This window comes from Pseudonocardia sp. ICBG1142 (genome assembly GCF_020496255.1).
GTDB lineage: Bacteria > Actinomycetota > Actinomycetes > Mycobacteriales > Pseudonocardiaceae > Pseudonocardia.
Genome location: NZ_JAHLJC010000031.1, coordinates 734,158 through 758,843, shown reverse-complemented (window position 1 = coordinate 758,843; position 24,686 = coordinate 734,158). Strand labels below are relative to the sequence as shown.

Annotated in this window: 26 protein-coding genes and 1 pseudogene; 16 read left to right on the top strand and 11 right to left on the bottom strand. The window is 74.6% G+C overall.

Going from position 1 to position 24,686, the window contains the following annotated elements; genetic code table 11:
• Positions 1-152 precede the first annotated feature (152 nt).
• The 5 genes from KPL59_RS27785 to KPL59_RS27765 all read left to right on the top strand — a co-directional run bounded on the left by KPL59_RS27785 (position 153) and on the right by KPL59_RS27765 (position 5,208).
• On the top strand, positions 153-884 hold the full coding sequence (locus KPL59_RS27785) for an MgtC/SapB family protein (protein WP_043281833.1): 732 nt from the start codon (positions 153-155) through the stop codon (positions 882-884).
• Positions 885-1,366: 482 nt separating this feature from the next.
• A complete protein-coding gene (locus tag KPL59_RS27780; protein ID WP_226362518.1) occupies positions 1,367-1,699 on the top strand; it encodes an ABC transporter permease subunit in 333 nt (110 codons plus the stop codon).
• Positions 1,700-1,768: 69 nt separating this feature from the next.
• Complete coding sequence (locus KPL59_RS27775) at positions 1,769-2,650, top strand: ABC transporter permease subunit (RefSeq protein WP_226362517.1); 882 nt, start codon at positions 1,769-1,771, stop codon at positions 2,648-2,650.
• A gap of 33 nt (positions 2,651-2,683) precedes the next feature.
• Positions 2,684-3,997 (top strand): nitrate/sulfonate/bicarbonate ABC transporter ATP-binding protein, encoded by a 1,314-nt coding sequence (locus KPL59_RS27770; RefSeq protein ID WP_226362516.1) that lies wholly within the window; start codon positions 2,684-2,686, stop codon positions 3,995-3,997.
• 143 nt (positions 3,998-4,140) lie between these two features.
• Positions 4,141-5,208, top strand: a complete 1,068-nt coding sequence (locus KPL59_RS27765; protein ID WP_226353373.1) for a response regulator receiver protein — start codon at positions 4,141-4,143, stop codon at positions 5,206-5,208.
• An 80-nt stretch (positions 5,209-5,288) separates the two neighbouring features.
• On the opposite strand, the gene KPL59_RS27760 is transcribed toward KPL59_RS27765, so the two are convergent.
• Positions 5,289-6,167, bottom strand: a complete 879-nt coding sequence (locus tag KPL59_RS27760) for a helix-turn-helix transcriptional regulator (protein ID WP_226353372.1) — start codon at positions 6,165-6,167, stop codon at positions 5,289-5,291.
• Positions 6,168-6,345: 178 nt separating this feature from the next.
• Between KPL59_RS27760 and KPL59_RS27755 the strand changes: the two genes are divergently transcribed.
• Positions 6,346-7,047: a type 1 glutamine amidotransferase domain-containing protein gene (locus KPL59_RS27755; RefSeq protein ID WP_226353371.1), complete on the top strand. Its 702-nt coding sequence runs from the start codon at positions 6,346-6,348 to the stop codon at positions 7,045-7,047.
• An 11-nt stretch (positions 7,048-7,058) separates the two neighbouring features.
• On the opposite strand, the pseudogene KPL59_RS27750 reads toward KPL59_RS27755, so the two are convergent.
• A pseudogene (locus KPL59_RS27750) lies at positions 7,059-7,198 on the bottom strand (1,4-dihydroxy-2-naphthoyl-CoA synthase); the annotation flags it as partial.
• A gap of 279 nt (positions 7,199-7,477) precedes the next feature.
• Between KPL59_RS27750 and KPL59_RS27745 the strand changes: the two are divergent.
• Positions 7,478-8,011: a hypothetical protein gene (locus KPL59_RS27745; RefSeq protein WP_226362515.1), complete on the top strand. Its 534-nt coding sequence runs from the start codon at positions 7,478-7,480 to the stop codon at positions 8,009-8,011.
• A gap of 38 nt (positions 8,012-8,049) precedes the next feature.
• Here the strand turns inward: KPL59_RS27745 and KPL59_RS27740 are convergent, their stop codons facing one another.
• Positions 8,050-9,249, bottom strand: a complete 1,200-nt coding sequence (locus KPL59_RS27740; protein ID WP_226362514.1) for an FAD-binding oxidoreductase — start codon at positions 9,247-9,249, stop codon at positions 8,050-8,052.
• A gap of 71 nt (positions 9,250-9,320) precedes the next feature.
• On the opposite strand from KPL59_RS27740, the gene KPL59_RS27735 reads away from it, so the two are divergent.
• Positions 9,321-10,220 (top strand): LysR family transcriptional regulator, encoded by a 900-nt coding sequence (locus tag KPL59_RS27735; RefSeq protein WP_226362513.1) that lies wholly within the window; start codon positions 9,321-9,323, stop codon positions 10,218-10,220.
• A gap of 33 nt (positions 10,221-10,253) precedes the next feature.
• Here KPL59_RS27735 and KPL59_RS27730 read toward each other — a convergent pair whose 3' ends face one another.
• A complete protein-coding gene (locus tag KPL59_RS27730; protein WP_075306229.1) occupies positions 10,254-11,048 on the bottom strand; it encodes a hypothetical protein in 795 nt (264 codons plus the stop codon).
• A 145-nt stretch (positions 11,049-11,193) separates the two neighbouring features.
• Between KPL59_RS27730 and KPL59_RS27725 the strand changes: the two genes are divergently transcribed.
• From KPL59_RS27725 to KPL59_RS27715, 3 genes are all read left to right on the top strand, one after another.
• Positions 11,194-12,033, top strand: a complete 840-nt coding sequence (locus KPL59_RS27725; protein WP_226362512.1) for a DUF3097 domain-containing protein — start codon at positions 11,194-11,196, stop codon at positions 12,031-12,033.
• A 113-nt stretch (positions 12,034-12,146) separates the two neighbouring features.
• Entirely contained in the window at positions 12,147-12,596 is a 450-nt protein-coding gene (locus KPL59_RS27720; RefSeq protein ID WP_226362511.1) for an NfeD family protein, read from the top strand.
• Positions 12,597-12,686: 90 nt separating this feature from the next.
• Entirely contained in the window at positions 12,687-13,937 is a 1,251-nt protein-coding gene (locus KPL59_RS27715) for an SPFH domain-containing protein (RefSeq protein ID WP_226362510.1), read from the top strand.
• 118 nt (positions 13,938-14,055) lie between these two features.
• On the opposite strand, the gene KPL59_RS27710 is transcribed toward KPL59_RS27715, so the two are convergent.
• The 7 genes from KPL59_RS27710 to KPL59_RS27680 form a co-directional block, all read right to left on the bottom strand.
• Positions 14,056-14,490 (bottom strand): type II toxin-antitoxin system VapC family toxin, encoded by a 435-nt coding sequence (locus KPL59_RS27710; protein WP_226362844.1) that lies wholly within the window; start codon positions 14,488-14,490, stop codon positions 14,056-14,058.
• 5 nt (positions 14,491-14,495) lie between these two features.
• Positions 14,496-14,738, bottom strand: coding sequence for an AbrB/MazE/SpoVT family DNA-binding domain-containing protein (locus KPL59_RS27705; RefSeq protein WP_226362843.1), 243 nt, complete (start codon positions 14,736-14,738; stop codon positions 14,496-14,498).
• A gap of 206 nt (positions 14,739-14,944) precedes the next feature.
• Positions 14,945-15,703 (bottom strand): energy-coupling factor ABC transporter ATP-binding protein, encoded by a 759-nt coding sequence (locus KPL59_RS27700; protein WP_226362509.1) that lies wholly within the window; start codon positions 15,701-15,703, stop codon positions 14,945-14,947.
• Positions 15,700-16,464 (bottom strand): cobalt ECF transporter T component CbiQ, encoded by a 765-nt coding sequence (cbiQ, locus tag KPL59_RS27695; protein ID WP_226362508.1) that lies wholly within the window; start codon positions 16,462-16,464, stop codon positions 15,700-15,702. The genes KPL59_RS27700 and cbiQ overlap by 4 nt, the downstream gene beginning before the upstream one ends.
• On the bottom strand, positions 16,464-16,814 hold the full coding sequence (locus KPL59_RS27690; protein WP_226362507.1) for a PDGLE domain-containing protein: 351 nt from the start codon (positions 16,812-16,814) through the stop codon (positions 16,464-16,466). The genes cbiQ and KPL59_RS27690 overlap by 1 nt, the downstream gene beginning before the upstream one ends.
• Positions 16,811-17,524, bottom strand: a complete 714-nt coding sequence (locus KPL59_RS27685) for an energy-coupling factor ABC transporter permease (protein ID WP_226362506.1) — start codon at positions 17,522-17,524, stop codon at positions 16,811-16,813. Before KPL59_RS27685 ends, KPL59_RS27690 begins: the two co-directional genes overlap by 4 nt.
• A 194-nt stretch (positions 17,525-17,718) precedes the next feature.
• Complete coding sequence (locus KPL59_RS27680; protein ID WP_063718593.1) at positions 17,719-18,600, bottom strand: glycosyltransferase; 882 nt, start codon at positions 18,598-18,600, stop codon at positions 17,719-17,721.
• A 555-nt stretch (positions 18,601-19,155) separates the two neighbouring features.
• Here KPL59_RS27680 and KPL59_RS36590 point away from each other — a divergent pair.
• From KPL59_RS36590 to KPL59_RS27655, 5 genes are all read left to right on the top strand, one after another.
• Positions 19,156-20,226, top strand: coding sequence for a glycosyltransferase (locus tag KPL59_RS36590; RefSeq protein ID WP_308187965.1), 1,071 nt, complete (start codon positions 19,156-19,158; stop codon positions 20,224-20,226).
• A gap of 100 nt (positions 20,227-20,326) precedes the next feature.
• A complete protein-coding gene (locus tag KPL59_RS27670) occupies positions 20,327-20,704 on the top strand; it encodes a hypothetical protein (protein WP_020623972.1) in 378 nt (125 codons plus the stop codon).
• A gap of 13 nt (positions 20,705-20,717) precedes the next feature.
• Positions 20,718-22,271, top strand: a complete 1,554-nt coding sequence (locus KPL59_RS27665; protein WP_226362505.1) for a lipopolysaccharide biosynthesis protein — start codon at positions 20,718-20,720, stop codon at positions 22,269-22,271.
• The gene (locus tag KPL59_RS27660) at positions 22,268-24,337 is read left to right on the top strand and encodes a hypothetical protein (protein WP_226362504.1); all 2,070 of its coding nucleotides are present in this window, start codon (positions 22,268-22,270) and stop codon (positions 24,335-24,337) included. The genes KPL59_RS27665 and KPL59_RS27660 overlap by 4 nt, the downstream gene beginning before the upstream one ends.
• Positions 24,334-24,666, top strand: coding sequence for a hypothetical protein (locus KPL59_RS27655; protein WP_226362503.1), 333 nt, complete (start codon positions 24,334-24,336; stop codon positions 24,664-24,666). Before KPL59_RS27660 ends, KPL59_RS27655 begins: the two co-directional genes overlap by 4 nt.
• Positions 24,667-24,686 lie beyond the last annotated feature (20 nt).

Here is a 24,686-nt window from a genome sequence, read left to right as displayed (position 1 = left end):
TCCGCGCGGCGTCCCCTGCCGCGCGTCTCCCACCTCTCCGTCCGTCACCGCCGCCCCCACACGGCCGGTCGTCGCGTGCTGCGCCGACCGGCATCGACGTGTGCCCGGCCGCGGCCGGCGGACCTCTCCTGCGCAACGAGAGCGAGTACGTGATGACGACCGTCGAGATGCTGCTGCGCCTGGGGGCCGGTGTCGGCCTGGGCACGGTGATCGGCTTCGAGCGCCAGTACCGGGCGCGGATGGCCGGCCTGCGCACCAACGCGCTGGTCGCCGTCGGCGCGACCCTGTTCGTCCTGCTGTCCGCACACGGCTTCGGTGGGCTGTCCGACACCGGCAGCGCCGATCCCACCCGGGTGGCGGCCCAGATCGTGTCCGGCATCGGGTTCCTCGGCGCCGGGGTGATCCTGCGCGACGGGATGACCGTCCGCGGGCTCAACACCGCGGCGACCCTGTGGTGCTCCGCCGCCGTCGGAGCGCTGTCCGGGGCCGGGCTCTACCCGGTCGCCGCCGCGGGGACCGGTGTCGTGGTGCTGGTGAACCTGGCGCTGCGCCCGCTGGGGCGGGCCATCGACCGCCGCCCGGAGTCCGGCGACGAGACCCCGACCGTCTACAGCTTCCACGCCGTCACCCGCGACGACGCCGAGGCCCACGTCCGGGCGCTGCTGGTCCAGGCACTCGGGCGCACCGACTTCCGGCTCGCCTCGGTCCGCTCGGCCAACACCGACACCGACGGCTACGTCGAGGTCCGGGCCGATCTGGCCGCCGACCACCGTGACGACACCCAGATGGAGTCGGCGGTCAGCCGGCTGTCGCTCGAGCCCTCGGTCACCAGCGTCCGGTGGGACGTGCGGACCCCGGCCCGGGACACCGGCGCCGCGCGCTGACCCCGCCCGCAGGCGGAGAAAGGAGACCGTCGTGGTGCTGCGCGTGTTCCCCTCCCGGGAGGCACTGGCCCGGCCGCGGCAGGGCCTCGTCGACGTCGCCGTGCTGGCCGGGGCCGCCGCCCTGCTCTACGCACTGGTGCGGGTCTCGCACGGGATCGACGTCCCGTTCGACCCGGCCACCGCCCCGTCGCGGCTCTCGACCGACCCGGCCGAGCTGCCCTACTACGCCGCCCGCTCGCTGCTGCGGATGTTCGCCGCGCTCGTGCTGTCGGTGCTGTTCACCTTCGTCTACGCCACCGCCGCGGCCAGGCTGCCGCGCGCGGAGGCGGTGCTCCTGCCGGCGCTCGACATCCTGCAGTCGGTGCCGATCCTGGGGTTCCTGTCGATCACGGTCACCGGCTTCCTCGCCCTGTTCCCCGGCTCGGAGCTGGGCCTGGAGTGCGCGTCGATCTTCGCGATCTTCACCTCGCAGGCCATGGAACATGGCGTTCGCCTTCCACCGGTCGCTGGTGTCCCAGCCCCGCGAGCTGGACGAGGCGGCGCGACTGCTGCGGCTGTCGAAGTGGCAGCGGTTCTGGCGGGTCGACGTGCCCGGCGGGATGATCCCGCTGGTCTGGAACGGCATGATGAGCTTCGGCGGCGGCTGGTTCTTCCTGGTCGCCTCGGAGGCGCTGACCGTCGACGGCCACTCCTACGTGCTGCCCGGTATCGGTGCCTACGTGGCCACCGCGACGGCCGACGCCGACCCGGGACGGGTGCTGCTCGCCGTCGTCGTCATGGTGGTCATGGTCGTCGGGGTGAACGTGCTGTTCTGACGGCCGCTCACGGCTTGGGCGGAGCGGTTCCGGATCGGTGACTCCGCACCCGGCGAGGCGCCCCGCAGCGTGGTGCTGGACCTGCTGCGCCGCTCCCGCGTCCCGCGGGCGGTCGGCCGGGTCGCGGGGCGGCTGGTCGGGCCGCTCGACCGGGCCATGGCGGTGTTCGGCCGCGCCGAGCACCCGCTGCGGGTGTCGGCCGTGCGCCGGCGGGCCGGTGACGTCGTGCTGGGGGCGGCGGTGGCGGCCGTGCTCGCCTACGCCCTGGTCCGGATGGCCGGTTACGTCGCGGCGACGGTCGGGTTCGGCGAGGTCGGGCACGCCCTGCTGCTGGGGCTGGTCACGTTCGGCCGGGTGGTGCTGCTCGTCGTCGTCGCGACCGTGGTGTGGGTGCCGGTCGGGGTGTGGATCGGCATGAACCCACGGGTGTCCCGGCTCGCGCAGCCGGTGGTGCAGGTACTGGCCTCGTTCCCGGCGAACTTCCTGTTCCCACTGGTCACCGGGGTGCTCCTGGCGACCGGGGTGAGCCTGGACTGGGGCGGGATCGTGCTGATGAGCCTGGGTGCGCAGTGGTACATCCTGTTCAACGTGATCGCCGCGGCGTCGGCGATCCCGCACGACCTGCGCGAGGCCGCGGCCGACCTCGGGCTGCCGCGCTCGCTGTGGTGGCGCCGGCTGGCGCTGCCCGCGGTGTTCCCCGGCTACGTCACCGGCGGGATCACCGCCGCGGGTGGCGCCTGGAACGCCTCGATCGTCGCCGAGGTCGTGACCTACGGACCGGTCACGCTCACCGCCACCGGGCTCGGCGCGTACATCGCTCAGGCCACCGCCGCCGGCGACGGGCCCCGGATCCTGATCGGCGTCGTCGTCATGAGCCTCTACGTCGTCGGGGTCAACCGCCTGTTCTGGCGACCCCTGCAGGCCCTGGCCGAGCGCCGCTTCGCCCTCTGACCCGCTGCCCCACCGATCACCAGGAGGCATCCCGTGTCGTCCACGACCGCCACCCGTTCCGACGCCCTGATCACCCTCGACGGGGTCAGCACGAGCTTCCCCGGCAGCACGGGGGAGGAGCTGCGGGTCCTGCAGGACATCGCCCTGGAGCTGCGCGAGGGAGAGATCGTCGCGTTGCTCGGCCGGTCGGGCTCGGGCAAGTCGACCCTGCTGCGCACCATCGCCGGGCTGATCGCGCCGACGTCGGGCTCGGTGCGGTACCGGGGCCGCGAGCTCGACGGCGCCAACCCCGGTGTCGCGATGGTGTTCCAGTCCTTCGCACTGATGCCGTGGCTGACCGTGCAGGACAACGTCGAGCTGGGGCTCGCCGCCCGTGGCGTCCCGGCCGCCGAGCGCCGCGAGCGAGCCCTGGCCGCGATCGACCTGATCGGACTCGACGGCTTCGAGTCCGCCTACCCGCGGGAGCTGTCGGGCGGCATGCGCCAGCGGGTCGGGTTCGCCCGGGCGCTGGTGCTGGAACCGGACCTGCTGCTGATGGACGAGCCGTTCTCCGCCCTGGACGTGCTCACCGCGGAGAACCTGCGCACCGAGCTGATGAGCCTGTGGACCGGGCGGCGCTTCCCGACCCGGTCGGTCTGCATCGTCACGCACAACATCGAGGAGGCGGTTCTGCTGGCCGACCGGGTCGTCGTCCTGGAGGCCAACCCGGGACGCATCCGGGCGGAGGTCGCGGTCGACCTGCCGCGTCCGCGGGACCGCGCGACGCCGGCGTTCACCGCGCTGGTCGACCGGCTCTACGACCTGTTGACCGGTCGCGAGTCCGACGTCGTCGGCGTCGGCACCGGCGAGGTGACCCCGACCGCGCGGCCGCTGCCCGCCGCCTCGGTGGGCGGGCTGGCGGGCCTGGTGGAGCTGGTGCACTCCGGTGGCGGCCGGGCGGACCTGCCCGAGCTCGCCGCCGGGCTGAGCTTCGAGGTCGACGACCTGCTGCCGCTGGTCGACGCGGCCGCGATGCTCGACCTGCTGGAGGTGTCCGGGGCGGACCTGCACCTGACCGGCACCGGGCGGGCGTTCACCACCGCCGACATCCAGGAGAGCAAGCGGATCTTCGCCGCGCAGGCGGTGACCCGGGCCCCGCTGGTGCGCACCGTGCACCGGGCGCTGTCCGCCGCGGCGGACGGATCGCTGCGGGTCGGGTTCTTCCTGGACCTGCTGCAGCGGGGGTTCTCCGCCGAGGACGCCCGCCGCCAGATCGACACCGCGATCGACTGGGGCCGCTACGGCGAGCTGTTCGACTTCGACACCGACACCGACACCGGTCTGCTCACCCTCGACCCGGCCCCCTGACCCCGCCGGGCCGCCCGCGCTCCCGGGCGGTCCCTGTCCAGTCACACGGGATTCTCTGCATTATCCAGTGTTATCTCGGTTAGTCATAACGAACCACGAACTGGTTTCGAGTTTGAGAAACATGAACCGGTAGCGTGGGGTGCATGGCGGACACGGTGGTGCGGTGCGGATACAGCCGATGCCGGGCGGAGCTGCCCCCGCCCGGGCCGCAGGGCGGCCGTCCGCGGTCGTTCTGCCGGGACACCCGGTGGGAGCAGGGTCGGACCTGCGCGCAGATGGCCCGCGCCGAGCGGGAGGCCCTCGGCGCCCTCGGTCTCGACACCGGGACCGGGGCGTTCGCGCTCGACGCGGACCGGCTCCGCGAGCACGTCGGCGCGCTCGCCGGGCCGGTCGCCGAGCTGTCCGGGGCACTGACCGCCGTGCTGGACCGGCTCGACGAGATCGAGCGCGACGCCCTGGCCGCCACCGAGGCCGCCCGCGCCGCCGCCACGGAGTCCGACGCGGCCCGTCAGCAGGCCGACGCCGCACGGGAGGCGGCCGAGCGCCGCGCCCGTGACGCGGACCGGGCCGCCGCCGACGCCCGGCAGGAGCGGGCCGAGGCGGTGGCCCGGGCCGAGGAGGCCGCCGCCACCGCGCTCGCGGCGACCGAGGCCCTCGGTGCCGCGCGCCAGCAGGCCGCCGACGCCGTCGCCGCCCGGGACGCCGCCGTCGTCGAGCGCGACGGCGCCGTCGCCGACGCCCGTGCGGAGCGGGAGGCCGCCGCGTCCGCCGGTCGGGGCCGGGAGACCGCGGTGCTCGCGGCCCGGACCGCGGAGCACGAACGCGACACCGCGGTCGCCCGCGCCGACGACCTCGCCCGCGACCGCGACCGTGTGGCCGGGGAGCTGGCGGCGCTGCGCGCCGAGCTCGCCTCGGTGGCCGGCGAGCGGGCCGGGCTGGCCGAGACCGTCGCCGAGCAGCGCAGCCGTCTCGCCGGGCAGCAGGACGCGCTGGCCGAGGCCCGCGCCGTCGCCGACGGGCTGCGTGCGGAGCACGACGCGGCGCGTGCGGAGATCCGGGAGCTCTCCGACCGGATCGAACGCGTCCGCGCCGAGCGCGACGGCCACGCCGCCGAGCTCGAACGGCTGCGGAGCGCGACCGTGGAACCCGCTCCTGTGGCCCGGATGCACCCCGACGACCTCGCCGCCCTGGCCGCAGCCCTGAAGGACTGACGCACCGGGCTGGATCGGCGTCGGGAGGTGCGGCTCGCGCGTCGACGCGACGTGAAGGTCGAGATCGCGAGCGTCCGGCGTCAGGAGCCGTCCTGAGCCGCCCGGTCACCGGTCGTCCGGTCGGACAGGGCCCAGCTGGCCAGGACGTCCATCGCCTCGCGCGACGGTGACCCGGCCGCGGTCGAGTAGAGGAACAACGTGGTGTCCGGATCACCGGGCGGGGTGAGGGTCTCGTACTCCACGCTCAGGTGCCCGACGACCGGGTGACGCAGCCGCTTGGTCCCGTAGGTCCGCTGATAGACGCGGTGCTCCCCCCACCATCGGTCGACATCGGGGCTCTCCCGGCGCAGCTCGGCCACGAGCTCGACGGTCGCCCGGTCCCCGGGGTCGCGGCCTGCCTCCAGCCGCAGGGTCTCGACCGCGGCGCGGGCCTGGACCGCCCAGTCCTCGAACAGCGACCGCGCGTCGGCGTCGAGCACGATCCAGCGGGCGTAGTTGCGTTCGGGGCCGGGGAACCGCTCGAAGTCGACGAACAGCGCCGCGGCCATCCGGTTCGCGGCCAGCACGTCCATCCGGCGGCCCAGCAGCAGCGCCGGCTCGTCGAGGGCGTCGAGCAGCTGTCGCAGCCCGGGCCGTACCCGCTGCACCGCCCGGGCCCGGGGCTGCGGCGAGGCCGGGCCGAGCCCGATCAGGTCGCTCAGGTGGGCCCGTCCCGCGGCGTCCAGCTCCAGGGCCCGGCCGATGGCCTCGACCACCGACGGCGAGGGGACGATCCGGCGTCCCTGCTCCAGCCGGGCGTAGTAGTCCGAGGAGACTCCGGCGAGCAGCGCCACCTCCTCCCGGCGCAGCCCCGGCACGCGGCGGACGCGCCCGTCGGCGGGCAGGCCCGCCCGCGCCGGGTCGCACTGACCGCGGGCGCGGCGCAGGAAGTCGGCGAGCTCGCGGTTGTTCCCGGCCATGCCGGCCAGTATCGCCCCACCCGGTCCGTCCCACCTGGCCCTGTGCGTCCTGGTCAGCGGGGTCCGCGGTCGGGCAGGGCCCGGTATCGGCCCCCGCGGCGCCCATGCCGCCACGAGGCTGGGGACACGCTCCGATCGCCGGGAGCGCACCACGGTCGACCATCGAGGGAGAACCACCATGGGCCGGATCCTGATCGTCATGTCCGCCGCCGACACCTGGGAGCGCACGGACGGCACCTCCTACCCGACGGGCTACTGGGCCGAGGAGCTGGCGGCGCCGTACGAGACGTTCGTCGGCGCCGGGCACACCGTCGAGTTCGCCTCCCCGGGCGGCGTTCTGCAGCCCCTGGACCCGCACAGCGCCGACCCCGATGTCGCCGGTCCCGACTGCGCGCGTCACGTCGAGGTCGCGGAGACCGCCCTGCGGGAGTTCGGGGCGCCGCTGGTGCTGGCCGAGGTCGACCCGGAGCGGTACGACGCGATCGTGCTCCCCGGCGGCCACGGACCGGTCGTCGACCTGCACGAGGACGCCGACCTGGGTGCCCTGCTGGCGCGGGCCGAGGCCGACGGCCGGATCGTCGGCGCGGTGTGTCACGGCCCCGCGGGACTGCTGAGCGCGACCGGCCCGGACGGCGGCTGGCTGTTCGCCGGGCGCCGGATGGCCGCCTTCACCGACGAGGAGGAGCAGATCTTCGGCACTGCGGAGGGCGCTCCGTGGCTGCTGGCGAGCCGGCTGCGCGAGCGCGGTGCCGCCCACGAGAGCGGGCCTGCCTACGAGGCGTTCACCGTCGTCGACGGCAACCTGGTCACCGGTCAGAACCCGGCGTCCAGCGCGCCGATGGCCGAGCAGGTCAACGACGCCCTGCGTGCCCGCGGCTAGGTGTTGCCGGTCCGGCCGAGGAGGAGGGCCTCCCGGGCGAGCTCCCGGCCGACCTGGTGGGCGCGGTGGGCCGAGCCGTCGCCGTCGTCGAAGGAGCCGACGTCGGCGTCGGTCGGTGTGGCGCGGGCGTGCTCGCGGGGGCGATCGTCAGGCCGGCGCCGGCGTGCGTCGTGTGATCGCAGTGCTCATCCGTCGGTGGGGCAGGCCGCGATTACGCCGTCCGGACCTTCCGACGGTCACGCGTGACTGTAAGTTCTCCTCGGGGTAGGAGGTGTCACCGTCGATGCCGACCACGGTCACGGGGTCCACATGAGATGGATGCTGGGCAGGCTCCGTCGCGGGCGGCACCGCGCCCGGGGCCGGTGGCGCCGCCGGGGCTGCACGTGGCCGTGGTGACCCGTCGTCGACGCGGCCTGGCACGCTCGGCGTCATGACCTCCCGTGTTCCCTCCCGCCCTCGCCGCGACGGTGAGGTCCCCGCCCCGGTCGTGGTGACGGTGCTGCGGGAGCGGCTCTACGGCACCCTGTCCTGCCTCTCGACCCTGCTGGTCCTGCTCGGCCACGGCGGCGAGGGATCCTCGGCCGGGTCCGCGATCGTGGACGTCGTCGTGGCCGCGGGCGCCCTGTGGGCGGCGAGCCTGCTCTCCGATGTCGTCGCCCACCTCACCGTGCACGGTCACGGCCCCCGCGGCCACGAGCTCGTCGCCGCGCTGCGCAGCTCGGGGCAGATCCTGCAGGCCTCCGCCGCGCCCGTCGTGCTGCTCGTCGCCGCCGCGGTCGGGCTGCTGGAGCTCACCACCGCGCTGGAGCTCGCGACCGGGGTGACGGTGCTGGTGCTGGCCCTGTTCGCGGTGCTCGCGGCCCGGCGGCCCCCGCTGTCGTGGTGGCGACGGGTGCTGCTGGTCGTCGCCCTGGTCGGGCTGGGCGCACTGGTCATCGTGGTCAAGCTGCTCGCGCACGGCTGACCTCGCACACGGCCGACCCCGGCCGGTCCGGCACGGACTCAGGCGGTGCCCGGGCGGGGCGGCCCGTACCGGAACGACGGGTGCGTCACCTCGGCGGTCGCGCGGGGCGAGAACCCGTCGAGGAGGTGGTCGACCCCGGACCAGGCGCACGCGGCGGGAACGTCGTCGTCGAACGGGGCGAGGACGTTCACGCAGTAGGCGGCGTCGCGGCCGCGGACGGTGTCGGCGACGGCCGCGGCCCGCCCGGCAGCGCCGCCCAGGTGCCGGATCCCGGTCACGACCATCGGCCCGGTGCGGGAGACGACCCGGTCGAGGCCGTCACGGTCGAGCCCGTCGACCAGCACGTCGTCGCCGAGGTAGGCGTGCGGGACCTCGGGCTCGGCGTACACCCGCGACGACGCGCGCGGGTCCAGCGGGGCGACGGTGTCGTCGTCCCAGGCGACGGCGGCGCGCAGCGGCGCGAGCAGCGCGTCGGTACGGCCGGTACCGCCGGTGCCGACGACCCCGACCCGCAGGACGCGACGTCCGCGCAGGTGCGGGGGGAGGACGGGCAGGTCGGGGTAGGGCACCACGGAGACCCCGGAGGTGACGTCGTCGGGCAGGGCCGCGGTCCAGCCCGCCCAGGCGTGCAGCGCGGCCGGGTCGCCGGGGGCGTCCGCGGCGCCGAGGACGCGGACCAGGCCGCCGCCGACCAGACCGTCGGAGCCGAGCAGCCCGACGACGACCGCGGTGACGACGTCGCCGTCGTCGGGGCCGGTGCCGCGCAGCCGGGCGAAGTACGCCGGGTCGGACTCCGCGGTCACCGTGACGGTGCCCCCGGGGCGGGCGATCTCGACGGCGCGGATGTGGTCGGCGGCCCAGCCGTCGGCGCGGACGGCGAGGCCGAGCCCGCCACCGAACAGGTACCCGGCGACGCCGACGGACGGTGCGCTGCCGTGCGGCGGGCGGAGTCCGTGCGGCGCCGCCGCGGCGACGACGTCGCCCCAGGTCGCGCCGACCCCCGCGCGGACGGTGCGGGTGCGCGGGTCGACCGTCACCTCCGCCAGCGCCGCGGTGTCGATCAGCAGGCCGCCGTCGCACGGGCGGCGCAGGCCGTGCCCGGTGGCGTGCACGGTGACGGCGAGGCCGTCGTGGTCGGCCCGCGTCAGCGCGGCGACGACGTCGTGCGCCCCGGTGGCGGCCACGACCGCCGAGGGCCGGTGGATGATCCCGGTCTGGAAGCTGCGTGTGCTGGTCATGGCATCGAGCCTGGGACCGAACACATCAGAAGTCGAAGAGATGGATCGTCTGCTCGCTATCATCGCTGGTTATGGAACTGCGTCACCTGCGCTACCTGGTCGCGGTCGTCGACTCCGGGACCGTCACCGCGGCCGCCGCGGCACTGCACGTCGCGCAGCCCGGGGTGAGCGCGCAGCTGCGGCAGCTGGAACGGGAGCTCGGTGCGCCGCTGTTCGAGCGCGGCCCGCGCGCGGTCACGCTCACCGAGGCCGGACGGGCGGTCCTGCCGCACGCCCGCGCCGCGCTCGCCGCCGTGGAGGACGCCCGCGACGCCGTCGCCGCGTTGCACGGTCTGCTGCGCGGGCGGGTCGCGGTCGGCATGGCCACGTCGCTGCCGGACACCGTGCTCGCCGACCCCGTCGGGGACTTCGCCGTCGCGCATCCGCAGCTGGAGGTGACCCTGCGGGAGGGGACCACCGACGAGCTGGTCGACGAGCTGCGGGCCGGGCGGCTCGACGTCGCCGTGCTGGGGTTCCCGCACGCCCCGCCCGATGGCCTCGACGGACGTGTGCTGGTCGAGTCCCCGCTGGTCGCCGCGGTCGCGGCGGACGACCCGTTCGCCGGCCGGGCCGCGATCACGTGCGAGGAACTCGCGGCCCGGGCGCTGATCTGCCTGCCCCGCGGGCACGGTCTGCGCGCCGCGCTGGACGCGGCGCTGGCGGCCCGGTCGCTCACCGCGCGGGTCGGGTTCGAGTCCGGCGCCATGACCCTGCTGCTGCGTCTGGCCGCCCGCGGCGCAGGGGTGGCGGTCGTCCCGGAACCCGCGCTCGGCGCGGCCGGGGTCGCCGCACTGGCGCGGCCGCCGGTCGCGGTGCCGATCACCCCGCAGATCCGGACGCGGCTGCACCTGGTGTGGCGCCGGGGCGGGCCCGGCGGACCGGCGGCGCGGGCGCTGCTGGAGTCCCTGCTCCGGCAGCACCCGGCGCCGTGAGATCAGCCGGATCAGCGGGAGATCAGCCGGGCATCAGCGGGGGACCGACACCAGGACCCGGACGGCCTCGGCGACGGCGGCGCGGCGCGCGACCCGGACCGCGGTGGCGATCGGGCGCAGCGCGTCGGACCGGGCGATCGCCGCCGACGCCGACAGCGCGCCGCCGGGCTCGTCGCCGGACGCTGCGGACAGGATCGCGTCGACCTCGTCGGCCTGCTGCAGGACCCGCAACGCCTGCGGGGGCATCCCACCGGGCCACAGCGCCTGCGGGCGCCGGCGCAGCCAGGCCGCGATCTCCTCGCGCACACCCGGCCGGTGCCGGGCCACACCCAGGTCGGTCAACGCCGCGGCGGCGGCCCGCACCTGGCCGCGCAGCTCCCGCTCGGCCTCGTTCAACGCGACGTACTCGGGGACCGGGCCGGCGTCGGTGACCGAGTGCACGGTCCAGCGGACCACCCCGTCGGCGATCGGCGACGGTACGACGCCGAACCCGGCGTCGGGGAACAGCACACCCTCGCCCGCGGTGATCGCGGCGTCGGAGAACGGGCCAGGGCCGGGCAGGCCACGCACGTCCCCGGGGGCGGGCAGCACCAGCCGGGCCTGCCCGCGCGGGGCGGCCCGGCGGACGGCGGCGAGCAGCATCGCCGTCGAGGTGGGAGCAGCCCCGGGGCCGGGCAGGCCGGTCGTGGCGGCGGTGACGTCGTCGGCGGCGAGCACGTCGTGCGCCTCCGACCACGGCGCGAGCGCGTCGAGGACGTCGTCGGGTGCGGCGGACCCGGCCAGCCAGGCCGAGGCCCACACGGCGAAGGTCGTGGAGGCACAGGACACGGCGGTCAGGCTAACGGCCCATCCCGCGTCGCACACCCGGCACGTGGGTGACGCAGCGCTACGAGATTCACGCTGAGCGTGACCACCGGAGTGTGGGCGTGTCGTGCACCGGTCACCGACCGACGTCGACCGATACTGGCTCACCATGAGCCGGACCCACGACTACCGGGGAATCTTCGACACCGCGGGCACCCGTGCCCCGCGGGAGAGCCGGGTGACCGAGGTCGCCGCCGAACCGGGCCTGGTCGTCGAGGACCCGGCCAGCGGGTTCTGCGGTGCCGTCGTGACCGTCACCGGCTCGGAGGTGACGCTGGAGGACCGCTTCGGCGGCCGGCGGATCTTCCCGCTGCGCCCCGCCGGGTTCCTCCACGAGGGCCGTCCGGCGACGCTGGTCCGGCCGCAGGCCGCCCCCGCGGGTCGCACGCTGTCCGCCTCCGGGTCGGTGCACGTCGCGAACCTGAAGGCCCGCACCGCGCGCGCCGCCCGGATCTGGGTCGAGGGGCTGCACGACGCTGCGCTCGTCGAACAGGTGTGGGGCCACGACCTGCGCGTCGAGGGTGCCGTCGTCGAGCCGCTGCACGGCGTCGACGACCTGGCCGCGGCCGTCCGGGACTTCGACCCCGGACCGCACCGACGCCTGGGCATCCTCGTCGACCACCTCGTCGAGGGCACCAAGGAGACCCGGCAGGCCCGCGAGGCCTACCGCGCCACCCCCGCCGCCCAGCACAACGTGCTGGTGACCGGCCACCCCTACGTCGACGTGTGGCAGGCGGTGAAGCCCTCGGTCGTCGGGATCCGCGAGTGGCCGGTGATCCCGCGCGGCACCGACTGGAAGACCGGGGTCTGCGCGGCGCTGCGGTGGGGCGAGCCCGCCGACGGTGCCCGGCGGGTGCTCGGCGCGGTCCGCAGCTACCGCGACCTGGAGACCCCGATGATCGGCGCGGTCGAGCGGCTCATCGACTTCGTCACCGCCGAGGGGGCCTGACCCCGACACCGGGGTCGAACTCCGGCACCGACCGGTAACGATCGGGCCAAGCAGTGCGGAGCATCCCGACGAAACGCCGACGGTGAATCGGACATTCTGGCACGCTGGGAGCCATGGAACCGGCACTGATCTGGCTGCTCGTCGGTCTCGTGCTGATCGGCAGCGAGCTCGTGTCCGGGGAGCTGTTCCTCGTCATGCTCGGCGGCGGGGCACTCGCCGCGGCGGCCGGGGCCGCCTTCGGGCTGACGCTCCTCCCGGCCGCCGGGCTGGGTGGCGCCGTGGCGGTCCTGCTGCTGCTGGCCGTGCGGCCGGCGGCGAAACGCAGGCTGGACGCGCACCTGGGCACCCTCGAACGCCACCAGGACCGGTTCGTCGGCGCCGCCGCCGAGGTCGTGCAGCGCGTCGACGGCGAGCGGGGGCAGGTCCGGATCGGACGCGAGCTGTGGTCGGCGCGGTCGATGGACGGGGTCGAGGTCCTCGAGGCCGGCAGCACCGTCACGATCCTGCAGGTGACCGGGGCGGCGGTTCTCGTCACCGGTCGGGGGGAACTACCGCCGTCCTGAAACCGCGACGCGGTAGGACGGCCACGACGCCCCGGGGACTCCGGGGCGACACCGGCGCCGGTTCTCCGGCGCGCAGGGAGGGGAGAGCACATGGGCGCCGAGCTCATCATCGGCATCATCCTGCTCGTGCTGGTCGTGACGATCGTCGTGAAGTCGGTCGTGATCGTCCCGCAGGAGTGGGCGTACATCATCGAGCGGCTGGGTCGTTACCACAGCATCCGTGAGGGCGGCCCGGCGATCCTGGTGCCGTTCGTCGACCGCACCCGCGAGCGGGTCGACCTGCGCGAGCAGGTCGTGTCGTTTCCGCCGCAGCCGGTCATCACGCAGGACAACCTGACCGTCAACATCGACACCGTCGTGTACTTCAAGGTCAACGACGCCAAGGCGGCGGTCTACGAGATCGCCAACTACATCGCCGGTGTCGAGCAGATCACCACCACGACGCTGCGCAACGTGGTCGGTGGCATGACGCTGGAGCAGACGCTGACCTCGCGGGACCGGATCAACACCGCGCTGCGCGGCGAGCTGGACGAGGCCACCGAGCGCTGGGGCATCCGGGTCGCCCGGGTCGAGATCAAGGCGATCGACCCGCCGCCCTCGATCCAGAACTCGATGGAACAGCAGATGAAGGCCGACCGCGAGAAGCGGGCGATGATCCTCACCGCCGAGGGCCAGCGGGAGTCGGCCATCCGCAGCGCCGAGGGCAACAAGCAGTCCCAGATCCTCACCGCGGAGGGCGCCAAGCAGGCCGCCATCCTCGCCGCCGAGGCCGAGCGGCAGTCGGAGATCCTGCGGGCGCAGGGCCGCCGGGCCGCCCTGTACCTCGAGGCGCAGGGTGAGGCGAAGGCGATCGAGAAGAAGTTCGCCGCGATCAAGGCCGGCAAGCCCACCCCGGAGCTGCTCGCCTACGAGTACCTGCAGACGCTGCCGCAGATGGCCGAGGGCGAGGCCAGCAAGCTGTGGGTCGTCCCGTCCGACTTCGGGAAGGCACTGGAGGGCTTCACCCGGATGCTGGGCGCGCCCGGCGAGGACGGCGTCTTCCGCTACGAGCCCAGCCCGGACGACGGCACCGTCTCCAAGCCCGCCGAGGACGACGGCGTCGAGGACTGGTTCGACACCTCCTCCGACCCGGAGATCGCCAAGCAGGTCGCGGCGGCCACCGCGGCGGCCCAGCAGGAGGTCCCGCCGGTGGGCTCGGACGTCCCGCCGGTCCCCGGCACCGAGGTCGGTACCGGCGGTGCTGCGACTCCGGCCCAGCTGGAGTCCTCCCGTGAGGCCCCCGGCATCGGCCTGCCGGACGCGGCGCAGGGCCACCCGAACGGCCAGGAGCAGCGCGGCTGACCCACCCCGCCGCACCGCACCGCACGACACCGCCCCACCCGGTTCGCCGGGTGGGGCGGTGTCGCGTCGGACCAACACCCGGCGCTCGCACCCACCTTGGGGTGGGGTCGGGGTGGTTCTACCGGATGGGCACGACCGTGACACCGACGTCGAGGGTGGTCCAGGCGGTGTCCGCGGTGACCGCGGGCAGTTCGAGCCGCGCGGCCAGGGCGAGACATGCCCGGTCACCCAGAGAAAGGCCCGCGGCGCGGGTGACCGGCCACAGCGTTGCCGCCGTGGTCGCGTCGGTGGTGTCGAAGGGTTCCACGTGCACGCCCAGGGTGCGGAGCTGGCGGATGGTCCGGTCGGCGTCGACGCCGTGTTGGGCGAGCTTCTGGTGGACCTCGGACAGATTCACTGCGCTGAGCACCGCTCCGATCCGGGCAGCTCCGGCGGCTGCGGTGAGATAGGGCTCGACCAGCTCCGCCCCGGGCTCGTCGCGCAACCAGGCCAGCACCGCGGAGGCATCCAGCACCGCCGACGTGCCCGGTGACGCCGCGGGGTCGGCGGGCACGGGGGTCAACGGGCGTCCTCGGCATCGGCCTCGGCGCGTCGGTCGGCGAGCAACTCGGCGGCCACGGATCGGGTGGGGGCGCCCTGCCAGGCGGCAGCGACGTCGCGGCGGATGCGCGCCATCAGCTGATCCCGGCTCTCCAAGATCACCCGGCCGTCCTCCACCGAGAGCACCAGCGCCGAGCCAGGGTCGAGCCCCAGCTCCTGGCGGACCTGCTTCGGGATCAACACCCGCCCGTCCCGGTTCATGGTCACGTCTGAAGTCAGTGGGTGATCCACAGATTCTGACACGTCCCTACTCTACCTGACGGGCCAGACCTCCAGGTGTCAGACGCGTTCCGACCACTATAGGAAACTGGCTCGCTGACAGCACTGCGTTCGGCCTGGCGGCGTTGCGGACCTGACCGAGTACGTCGGCCGACCAGCCTCTGGGGGGCGCGCAACCCGTCGCCGTACTAGGCGAGGACGAAGCCGTAGGGCAGCTCCAGCCGGTGCCGGGCGAGGAGCTCGGCGTCGGCCAGCAGGTCCCGGGTCGGCCCGTCGGCGACGACGGTCCCCCCGTCGAGCACGACGCTGCGCGGGCACAGCTGCAGCGCGTACGGCAGGTCGTGGGTGACCATGAGCATGGTCCGGCCCAGCCCCAGCAGCACCTCGGCCAGCTCGCGTCGGGCCACCGGGTCGAGGTTGGACGACGGCTCGTCGAGCACCAGGATCTCCGGGTCGCACGCCAGCACCGTGGCCAGCGCCACCCGGCGGCGCTGCCCGCCGGACAGGTGCAGCGGGGAACGGTCGCCGGCGTCGGCCATCCCCACTGCGACCAGCGCCTCGTCGACCCGCTCGCGCAGCGCCGGCCCGCGCAGCCCGAAGTTCGCCGGGCCGAACGCCACGTCCTCGGCGACGGTGGGCATGAACAGCTGGTCGTCGGGGTCCTGGAAGACGATCCCGACCCGGCGCCGGATCTCGCGCAGGTTCCGCTTCTCCACCCGGAGCCCGCCGACCTCGACCGAGCCCGCCCGGCGGTCCCCCCGGCCGTCCGCGCTGCCGCCGAGGATCCCGTTGAGGTGCAGCACCAGGGTGGTCTTCCCGGCGCCGTTGGGGCCGAGCAGCGCGACTCGCTCGCCGGGGGCGATCGTCAGGTCGACACCGAACAGCGCCTGGTGGCCGTCGGGGTAGGCGAAGGCCACGTCGGTCAGCCGCAGCGACGGCGGGCTCATGCGGCCACCCAGCCGGACCCGGCCAGCAGCACCGCGACCCCGGCCACGGTCAGCCCGGCCAGCCACTGCCGCGGGGTGGTCGGGGCGTCGCCCGACGCCGGCATGGTGCCGGTCCAGCCGCGCGACAGCATCGCCAGGTGCACCCGCTCACCGCGCTCGTAGGACCGCACGAACAGCGAGCCGATCCCTCGGGCGGTCGCCCCGGCCTGCCACAGGAACCGCGGGTCGTGGCCACGGGAGATCCGGGACAACCGCATCCGCCGGGCCTCGCCGGCGATCACGTCGGCGTAGCGCAGCATCAGGGTGGCGATCGTGGTGACGATCGCCGGGGCGCGGAGGCGCGCCAGGCCGACGAGCAGGTCGCGCATCGGCGTCGTCGCGGCGAGGGTCAGCGAGGTCAGCACGCCCAGGGTGCCCTTGACCAGGATGTTCCACGCCCCGAGCAGCCCCGGCTGGGACAGCGTGAGACCGAGCCAGTCCAGCGTCGGCGCCGGGCCGGTGAACGGCAGCAGCACCGCGAGGACCACGAAGGGCAGCTCGATGACCGAGCGGCGCAGGATCCAGCCCGGCCGGATGCCCGCCAGCGCCCACACCCCGGCGAGCAGGACGGCGAACCCGCCGAACACCGCGAACGCCTCCCGTGGGGTCGCGACCACGCACACCGTCACCAGCAGCGCCGAGACGATCTTGACCTCGGGTGGGAGCCGGTGGACGGGGGAGTCGTGGTGCAGGTGCAGCGGGTGGGAGTGCCCGGCGCCCATCAGCCGTCCCGTCGGCGCAGCAGCAGGAACACCCCGCCCGCGACGATGACCGTCACCAGCACCCCGGCCACCCCGGCGACGCCGGTGGTGCCCTCGCCGCCCACGACCGAGTACCCGGCGAGCGGACTCGCCGCCATGGCGTGGTCGCTCTCGTGGGTCGCGATGCAGGTGCCCTCCAGCCGCTCCCCGCCGTCCGGGGTCGCGACGGCGGTGCAGCCCTGCCGGGCGACGGTGTCGAGGCCGTCGGGGTCGGGGGAGGCGAGGGAGGAGACCAGCCCGGCCACGACGAGGGACACGATCAGGAACCCGGCGAAGAACAGCAGCGGACGGCGGTGGGCGGGGGCGGTCATCGCACACCCTCCTCGGAGGTCGGGCGACGGGCGAGCGGGGTCGCGGCGCCGCGCAGCAGGTACACCAGGTCCGGCCGGACGGCGGCCACCGCGCCCACGGTGGCCGCGGTGATCACGCCCTCGCCGATGCCGATCAGCACGTGCAGCCCGCCCATCAGCGCGAAGACGGTGCCGAGGGTGGCCCCACCCGCGCCGCCGATCGCGTACTCCAGGACGAAGCCCATCGCGGCGACGACCGTGTTCAGCAGGGCGGCGACGAACGCGACGACCACCAGCCCGGCCCGCGACCGCACCGCGAACCGACGCAGCGCCCGCGCCACCAGCCAGCCGACGACCACCCCGATCACGGCCATGTTCGTGATGTTGAGCCCGAGGGCGGTGATGCCGCCGTCGGCGAACAGCAGCGCCTGCACGACGAGCACGATCGAGATCGCGATGATGCCCACCCAGGGGCCCACCAGGATCGCGACGAGCGCCCCGCCCAGCAGGTGCCCGCTCGCGCCGGGCAGGATCGGGAAGTTGATCATCTGGACGGCGAAGACGAAGGCCGTGACCAGCCCGGCCATCGGCGCGGTGCGGTCGTCGAGGTCCGCGCGGGCGCGCAGGACGGCAACCGTCAGCGCGATCACTGCGACGACGGCGAACAGCAGCGCCGTCGGGCCGTTCACCAGCCCGTCGCTCATGTGCATGGCGACCGCATGCGTCCGCATCGCGCCCCCTCACCGGTCGGTCCGGCCGCCACCGGGCCGGGTGAGGGAATTCAACGCGACGGCAGTGCTGCCGCAAAGACCTGGCAGCAGATAGGCGACTGCATGTCCCCGATGTCCGGTATCGGCCCCGCCGATCGGGGAGTCCGGGATGCCGTCGGGGCGGCGGCCGCGGTCGCGGCCTGCACCCAGCGCGGTCAGCGGGCCTCGGCGGCCGCGGCCTCGTCGCGCTCGGCGATGAGCTTGTCGTCCTTGCGGGCGGCGATCCGCGACACCTTGAACAGTGCCTTGCGCCGGGCCCGGCCCAGCGGCAGGGCGAGCCGGCCGATCCGCACGTCGATCGGGCGGACGTCGAACACCCCGGAGTCGCCCAGCTCGTCGAACAGCAGCTGCTGCTCCTCGGAGATCTGCTGCTCGAACTCCGAGGAGACCGAGCCGCGGGCGATCCGGAAGGCGGCCAGGGTCTCGGGGACGCCGAGGAAGTCGCCGTACTGGAGCAGGCGCATCCAGAGGTCGAGATCCATGATGAAGCGCCGCTCCGGGCGCCACCCGCCCGCGGTGACGAACTGCTCGTGACGGAACAGGACGTTGCCCGGTTCGCCGATCGGGTTCGCCCCGTTGCGGATGACCCGCCGCGCGACCTCGCTGCCCGAGTGCAGCCCGACCAGGCCGCCGCCGAGACCGCGGCGCGGGACGATGACCCGACTCTGCTCGTCGATCATGTGCCGGCGCGAGGCCACCACCGACAGCGAGGGGTCGTCGCGCATCGGCGGCACCTGCAGCTCCAGGCAGCGCGGGTGCAGCAGGTCGTCGGCGCACACCAGCTTCACCAGCGGCGCACGGCACAGCTCGACGGCGCGGTTCCAGTTGTCGCCCTGCGGCAGGACCTGCCGGTTGCGCTCGACCCGGATCCGCGGGTCGCGGAAGGAGGTGGCGATCTCCCAGCTCGCGTCGGTGCTGCCGTTCTCCAGCACGACGAGCTCGAAGTCCCGCCAGGTCTGCTCCAGCACGCTGCGGATGGTCTCGGCGAGATAGGCCTCGCCGTTGTGGACCGGGATGCAGACGGACACGCTGGGCACAAAGCCGCCGGGCCTCATCGGGTACCTCGCAGGGGTGGAACGGATCGGACGAGCAGGCGGCGACCCACGCTACCCGCCCCGGCCGACGTGCCGGACGGCGGCGCGGACGTGCGACGTCCGAACGGGACCATCGGGACGGAACGGATACGCACCGTGATCATGGGCCGGGTATCCCGCCGCTCGCCGCCCGACGGTCACCGCTCGTCGGCCGGGGCCCCGCGAGGCGGTCCCGCGCCGCGGTGGTCCGGAGCGCATCCGTAGTATCCGTTGTCGTGTTCGCGTGGTCGGTCCACGCCGCGGCGACGGAGTCCGGGGCCTTGCACCGTCCGGGCGACACCCGATGCGGTGCGGCTCACGTAACGCGACCGACGGCACCGGAGATATCTCGGATGACCCCCGTTGTGGGGTAAAGGATCCGGTCGGATCGGCATCGTCGTCACGACCGGACACGCACTGCTCGCCAACCGCGCGCCAGGACCGATCGATTCGGGGGAGAGACCGGTGAACAAGCGCCCTGACCACGGACTACGTCGTCCGAGCCAACCGAGGGTGTCGGTGATCGTGCCGACCCGCAACGAGGCACGGAACCTCGAGGTGGTGCTGCCGGCCGTCGCGGCCGTGCGTCCCGCCGTGCACGAGGTCATCGTCGTCGACGGCGACTCCCGGGACGGCACCGTCGAGACCGCACGCCGTGTCCTGCCCGGCGTCCGGATCGTCCGCCAGACCCGCAAGGGCAAGGGCAACGCGATGGCCTGCGGGTTCGCCGCGGCCACCGGGGACGCGATCGTCATGTTCGACGCGGACGGCTCCGCCGACCCGCAGGAGATCCCGCGCTTCGTGGCCGCGCTCGTCGACGGCGCCGACTTCGCGAAGGGCAGCCGGTTCACCAAGGGCGGCGGCAGCGACGACATCACGCTGCTCCGCAAGGGTGGCAACGCCGGGCTGAACCTGATCGCGAACACGCTGTTCGGCACCCGCTACAGCGACCTCTGCTACGGCTACAACGCCTTCTGGGCCGACATCCTGCCGCTGCTGGACCTGCCCGCGGTCGACATGCCCCCGCACCCGGACGGCGGGATGTACTGGGGCGACGGCTTCGAGATCGAGACGGTCCTGAACTGCCGCGTCGCCGCCGCCGGTCTGACGATCACCGAGGTCCCCTCGGTCGAGAAGGAGCGGATGTTCGGCGAGACGAACCTGCGCACCTTCGCCGACGGCACCCGCGTCCTGCGGACCCTCGCCGCCGAGCGGCGTCGCGCCGGTCGCGAGGACCGGCCCGCCGTCCCCGGCCCCGCCGCGGTCGCCCCGCCCGCCGGACACCCGGCGGCGCCCACCACCCCGCCCACGGGCCCGGTGCCGCCCACGACGCCGGACCGGATGGTCCCGCCGGCCCACCAGCGACGCCCGGCCCCGCGGCCGCGCGCCGACGCCCCGGCCCCGCAGCGCCGGCCGCAGCCGTCGCGACCGGCCCCGCAGCCGCAGCCCGGCACCGCCCAGCCCGCTCCGGCGCAGCCGGCCCCGTCGCCGGTCGCCCGCGAGCAGCGCCCCGTCGGCGCCGAGCGGGACGGGTCCGCCCGTCCCGAGCGGACCGGTGTGCGGTACGCATGGGGGGAAGAGGCGTCCTGAACGCCCCGGGACCGGATCGATCCGGTCCACGCCCCACCGGCACTCGTCCCACGGGGGACGCCGTGCCGGGAGAACCACCAGTGAAGAGGAGTGAGCCGCGGTGAGCGTGCAGTCCGCAGCAGAGCTGACCCGCGCGAGGACCGCGCGGCGGTACGTCGCGATCCTGCTCGTCCTCGCCGGCATCGTCGCCTGCGGACTGAACGTCGCCGGGGTCACCGGTGGCGCGTTGGGCGAGTTCCGGCTGCTGGTCACCATCGGCTTCCTGCTGCTCGGCCCCGGCTGGGCCGCCGCGGGATTCCTGCGCCGCGCGCCCGCCGCGCACGTCTGGCTGCTGACCCTCGGGGTCGGCACTGCCGTCACCCTGATCGGCGGCCAGCTCATGGTCAGCCTGGGGCTCTGGTACCCGAGCGTCGCCCTGTTCGTCGTCACGCTCCTGTCGGTCCCGTTCCTGCTGCGCCACGCCGTGGTGGCCCAGTGAGCGGGACCTTCCGGTGAGGCCGGTCGGGCCGGCGCGTCCCCGCCCCGCCGCGGGGACGCCCGGTCCCGGCCCCGTCCCCGGACCGCACGCGAGGGGCGTCGACCCGGAAGCCCCGACCCAGCGTCTGTCCACGGCGCACGCCCGGGCGCACTCGCGCCGCAACGCCGAGCAGCACACCGAGTTCCTGCCCCCGCTGGTCGGGCTGCGCGGGCCCGGTGAGAACCCGCCTACCCCGCCGCCCACCCCACCACCCGGACCGGGCGGCGGAGGCGGCGACGGCGACGGCGAGCAGGTCCCGGACCGCAACGGCGGCATCGGCGACGGCATCGCCCTGACCCTGTGCTCGGGCTTCGGCTCGGTCGCCGGGCTGCTCGGCGTGCTGATCGCGACCCGGATCATGCCGCAGTCCGAGGTGGGCCGGGCCTCGGAGTTCGTGTCGGCCTTCCAGCTGATCGGCGGCGTCGCCCAGCTCAACCTGGGGCTCGCGCTGCTGCGCTGGCTCCCCGGGGCCGGCCGCAAGTCGGTCCGGCTGACCTTCGGCTCGCTGCTGCTGATCATGCCGCTGTCCGGGCTGATCGGCCTGATCTACGGCACGCTCGTGCCCCGGGTCGCGGAGGCCGCCGGCGGCGGATCGTTCGGCTGGGGACTGGTCGTCCTGGTCCTGACCTGCGCCGGCTGGTGCGTGTTCGTCGTCCACGACTTCGTCATGGTCGCCATCGGGCGGCCGTGGGTGGCGGTGTGGCGCAACGGCACCTTCGCCGTGACCCGGATCGTGCTGCTGCTGGCGCTGGGCAGCACGCTCGCGTCCGAGGCGCTGGTGCTGTCCTGGGCGATCCCGGTCGTGCTGTGGATCGCCGCGGGCACCGTGCTGCTCTGGTTCATGGTGCGGCGCTTCGCCCGCGCCGGCGGGCCGGGCACGCTCCCGTCGCGCCCGGAGATGATCGCGTTCCTCGCGCCGACCGCGCTGGCGCAGTGCGGCAACGCGCTGCTCTACAACCAGGTCCCGTTGTTCGCGAACTTCCGGATGGGCAACGAGATCGGCGCGGTCTTCTTCATCTGCTGGCAGGCGGTGACCGTCATCGACCTGGCCGCGACGTTCTTCACCAACTCGCTGACCGTGCAGACCGCCCGCGAGCCGCACCGCGCCGAGGAGTTCGCCCGCGTCGCCCGGCGCCGGATGCTCCTGCTGTTCGTCCCGGCGCTCGGGCTCGGCGCGGCACTGGGCTACCCGGTGCTGTCGCTGCTCGGGGAGGGCTACGCCCCCGGCGCCCCGGCGCTGGCCGTGCTCATGGGCGGGCTGTTCTTCCGGCTGATCGTCGTGTTCGAGCTCGCCCGCCGCCAGGCCGACGGCGACGGCATGGGCTACGCGAAGATCCAGTTGCTCAACACCGGCCTGGTCGTGGCCTTCGCCGGTCTGGTCCCGCTGCCCGAGCCCGGGACCGCGTCGGTCAGCATGACCATGCTGCCGGTGGTCCTCGGCTACGTCGGCGCGCAGGTCCTCTGCGCGCTGGCACTCAGATTCGTCCCGGCGTGGAACCGCCGGAGCACACCGGAGGTGAAGTCGTGACGTCGGAGACCCGCCGGACGGGCGGCCCCGACCCGTCCACCCGCGGCCACCGCGGCGAGGAGCCCGCCGTCGCGCGGACCCGCGTCGCGGAGGAGAGCGCGAGCGAGCGGACCCAGTTCGTCACGCCGCCGGGTCCGGACTCGCCGACCATGGCCGTCCGCGGCCCGGTCCCGCGCCCGCCCGGTGACGGCCCGCCGCCGCCTCCGCCGCCCGCGCCGGAGACCGCCGAGCCGCTGTCCCCGCTGTGGGTCTGGGGCGCCCCGGTCCTGGCCGTGCTCGCGGTGCTGCTGCTGCCCGTCGCCGCGGCGACGACCGACCTGTCCGACCTGGGCGGCTGGGGCCTGGCCCCGGCGCTGAGCCCGTTCGCGTGGGTGGCCCTGCTGCTCGCGATCGGGGCCTGCCTGGTCGAGCTGTGGTCGCGCCGGCCGCGGATCCCGATGCTGGGTGCCGCGACGGGTGTGCTGCTGCTGTGCTCCACCGGTCTGCCCTCGGTCGTGCAGCCCCAGGCCCGGTTCACCACCGCGTGGCTGATCTCCGGCTTCGTCGACGCCGTGGCCAGCAACAACGGCGTCCCGCCCACCGGTGTGGACGCCCGGTTCTACTGGCCGGCGTTCTTCGCCCAGTGGGCGTGGATCCGCGACGCCGCGGGCGCCGACCAGCTCGACACGGTCCTGCGCTGGTACCCGCCCGCCGTCACCGCGGTGTGGGCGATCGGTGTCTACGCGCTCGCCCGCTCGATGCTCGGGGGCACCCGCGCACCGTGGGTGGCGGCCTGGCTGTTCATCGGCCTGAACTGGATCGAGCAGGACTACTTCTCGCCGCAGGCGACCGCGATCGTGCTGCTGCTGACGGTGCTGACCTTCGCGCTCGGCCCGCTGGCCACCCGTCGCGTCGACAATGCCGGGGCCCCGGGCTGGCCACGGGCGCACCGTGGGGCACCACCGCTGCCACGGTGGCGGCGCTGGCTGGTGTCGGCGTTGACCCCGCCGAACACGCCGACGCTGCCCGCCCGGCAGCTGCTGCTGATCTACTTCTGCGCGGCGCTGTGCGTGATCGCGGTGGCCCCGGCCCACCAGCTGACCCCGTTCGCCATCATCGGCCAGCTGGCCGTGCTGGCGATCGTGGGCCGGTTCCGCGGCCGCGGGCTGGTGATCGTCGCGATCGCCGCGGTGACGGTGTTCGTCCTGATCGGGGCCCGCGACTTCTGGATGAACCAGATCAGCATGATCATCGGCAGCAGCGACGAGGGCAGCGCGCTGCAGGCCGGCGTCGCCGACCGGTTCCAGGGCGACACGGGGCAGCTGGTGGGCAAGGGACTCCGGGTCGTCATGACCGGCCTGACCTACGTCATCGGGTTCGCCGGTGCCTGGGTCTACTGGCGCCGCCGTCGCGACCTCGTGCCGATCCTGCTGGCGATCATCCCGATGGGCATGGCGGTCGTGCAGACTTACGGCGGCGAGCTGCTCCTGCGCGTGCTGCTCTACGGCCTGCCGATCCTGTCGATCCTGGCCGTCGACGCGCTGCGGGCCTTCGCCCGGGTCGACCGCAAACGCGAACGGCTGCTCGCGGTGGGCATGGTGGTGGTCTTCGGTCTGCTGATCTTCATCCGCGGCGGCAACGAGGCCTACACCGACGTCACCACCGAGGACGTCCAGATGACCCGCAAGGCCTACGACGAGGCGCCGCCCGGGGCGACGGTGCAGCCGTTGTCGACGGTCGGGCCGTACGCCCTGGAGGGCGTCGGCGAGCACAACAACATGGCCTCGGGCGGTCAGGGCTGCGCGGTGCTCGCCGCGGACCCGTTCCGCTGCATCGACCAGGTCCAGCCGCAGACACTGCTGTTCTACCCGGCGATCGAGAAGCAGGGCGTCGTCCTGAACGACCGCCAGCCGGGCTGGACGCTCGAGATCCGCAACCAGCTGATCGCGTCGGGCCAGTACCGCGCGACCTACGAGAGCGGCTTCGACGCGATCCTGGTGCGCAACGACCCGCCCCCGGCGCCGGGTGTCCCGGCGCCGGCGACGGCCCCGGCCCCGGCGGCTGGCGGGGAGGTGCCGAACCCGTGAACGGATTCGCCCTGACCTGGCTCGCCTTCGGCCTGATGCTGGCGGTCTTCGCCGCCCGCGCCTGGGTGGTGGAGACCAGCCGTGGCCGACTGGTCACCAGCGGGTCCGCGCAACGCGGACTCACCGCGGCCGCCGTCGCCTCGGTGGCGCTGTTGATCGTGATGCTGACCCTCAACGGCGGTGTCGAGCTGGTCGAGCTCGTCTCGGGCGGGCAGGTCGACGTGACCCAGCCCGCCGAGCCGGTGCCCGGGCAGGATGCGGCGGTCCCGATCCAGCCGCAGGCCCCGGCACCCGCGGCACCTGCTGCACCCGCGGCCCCGGCCAACTGACCGGTCCGCGAACCACGAGG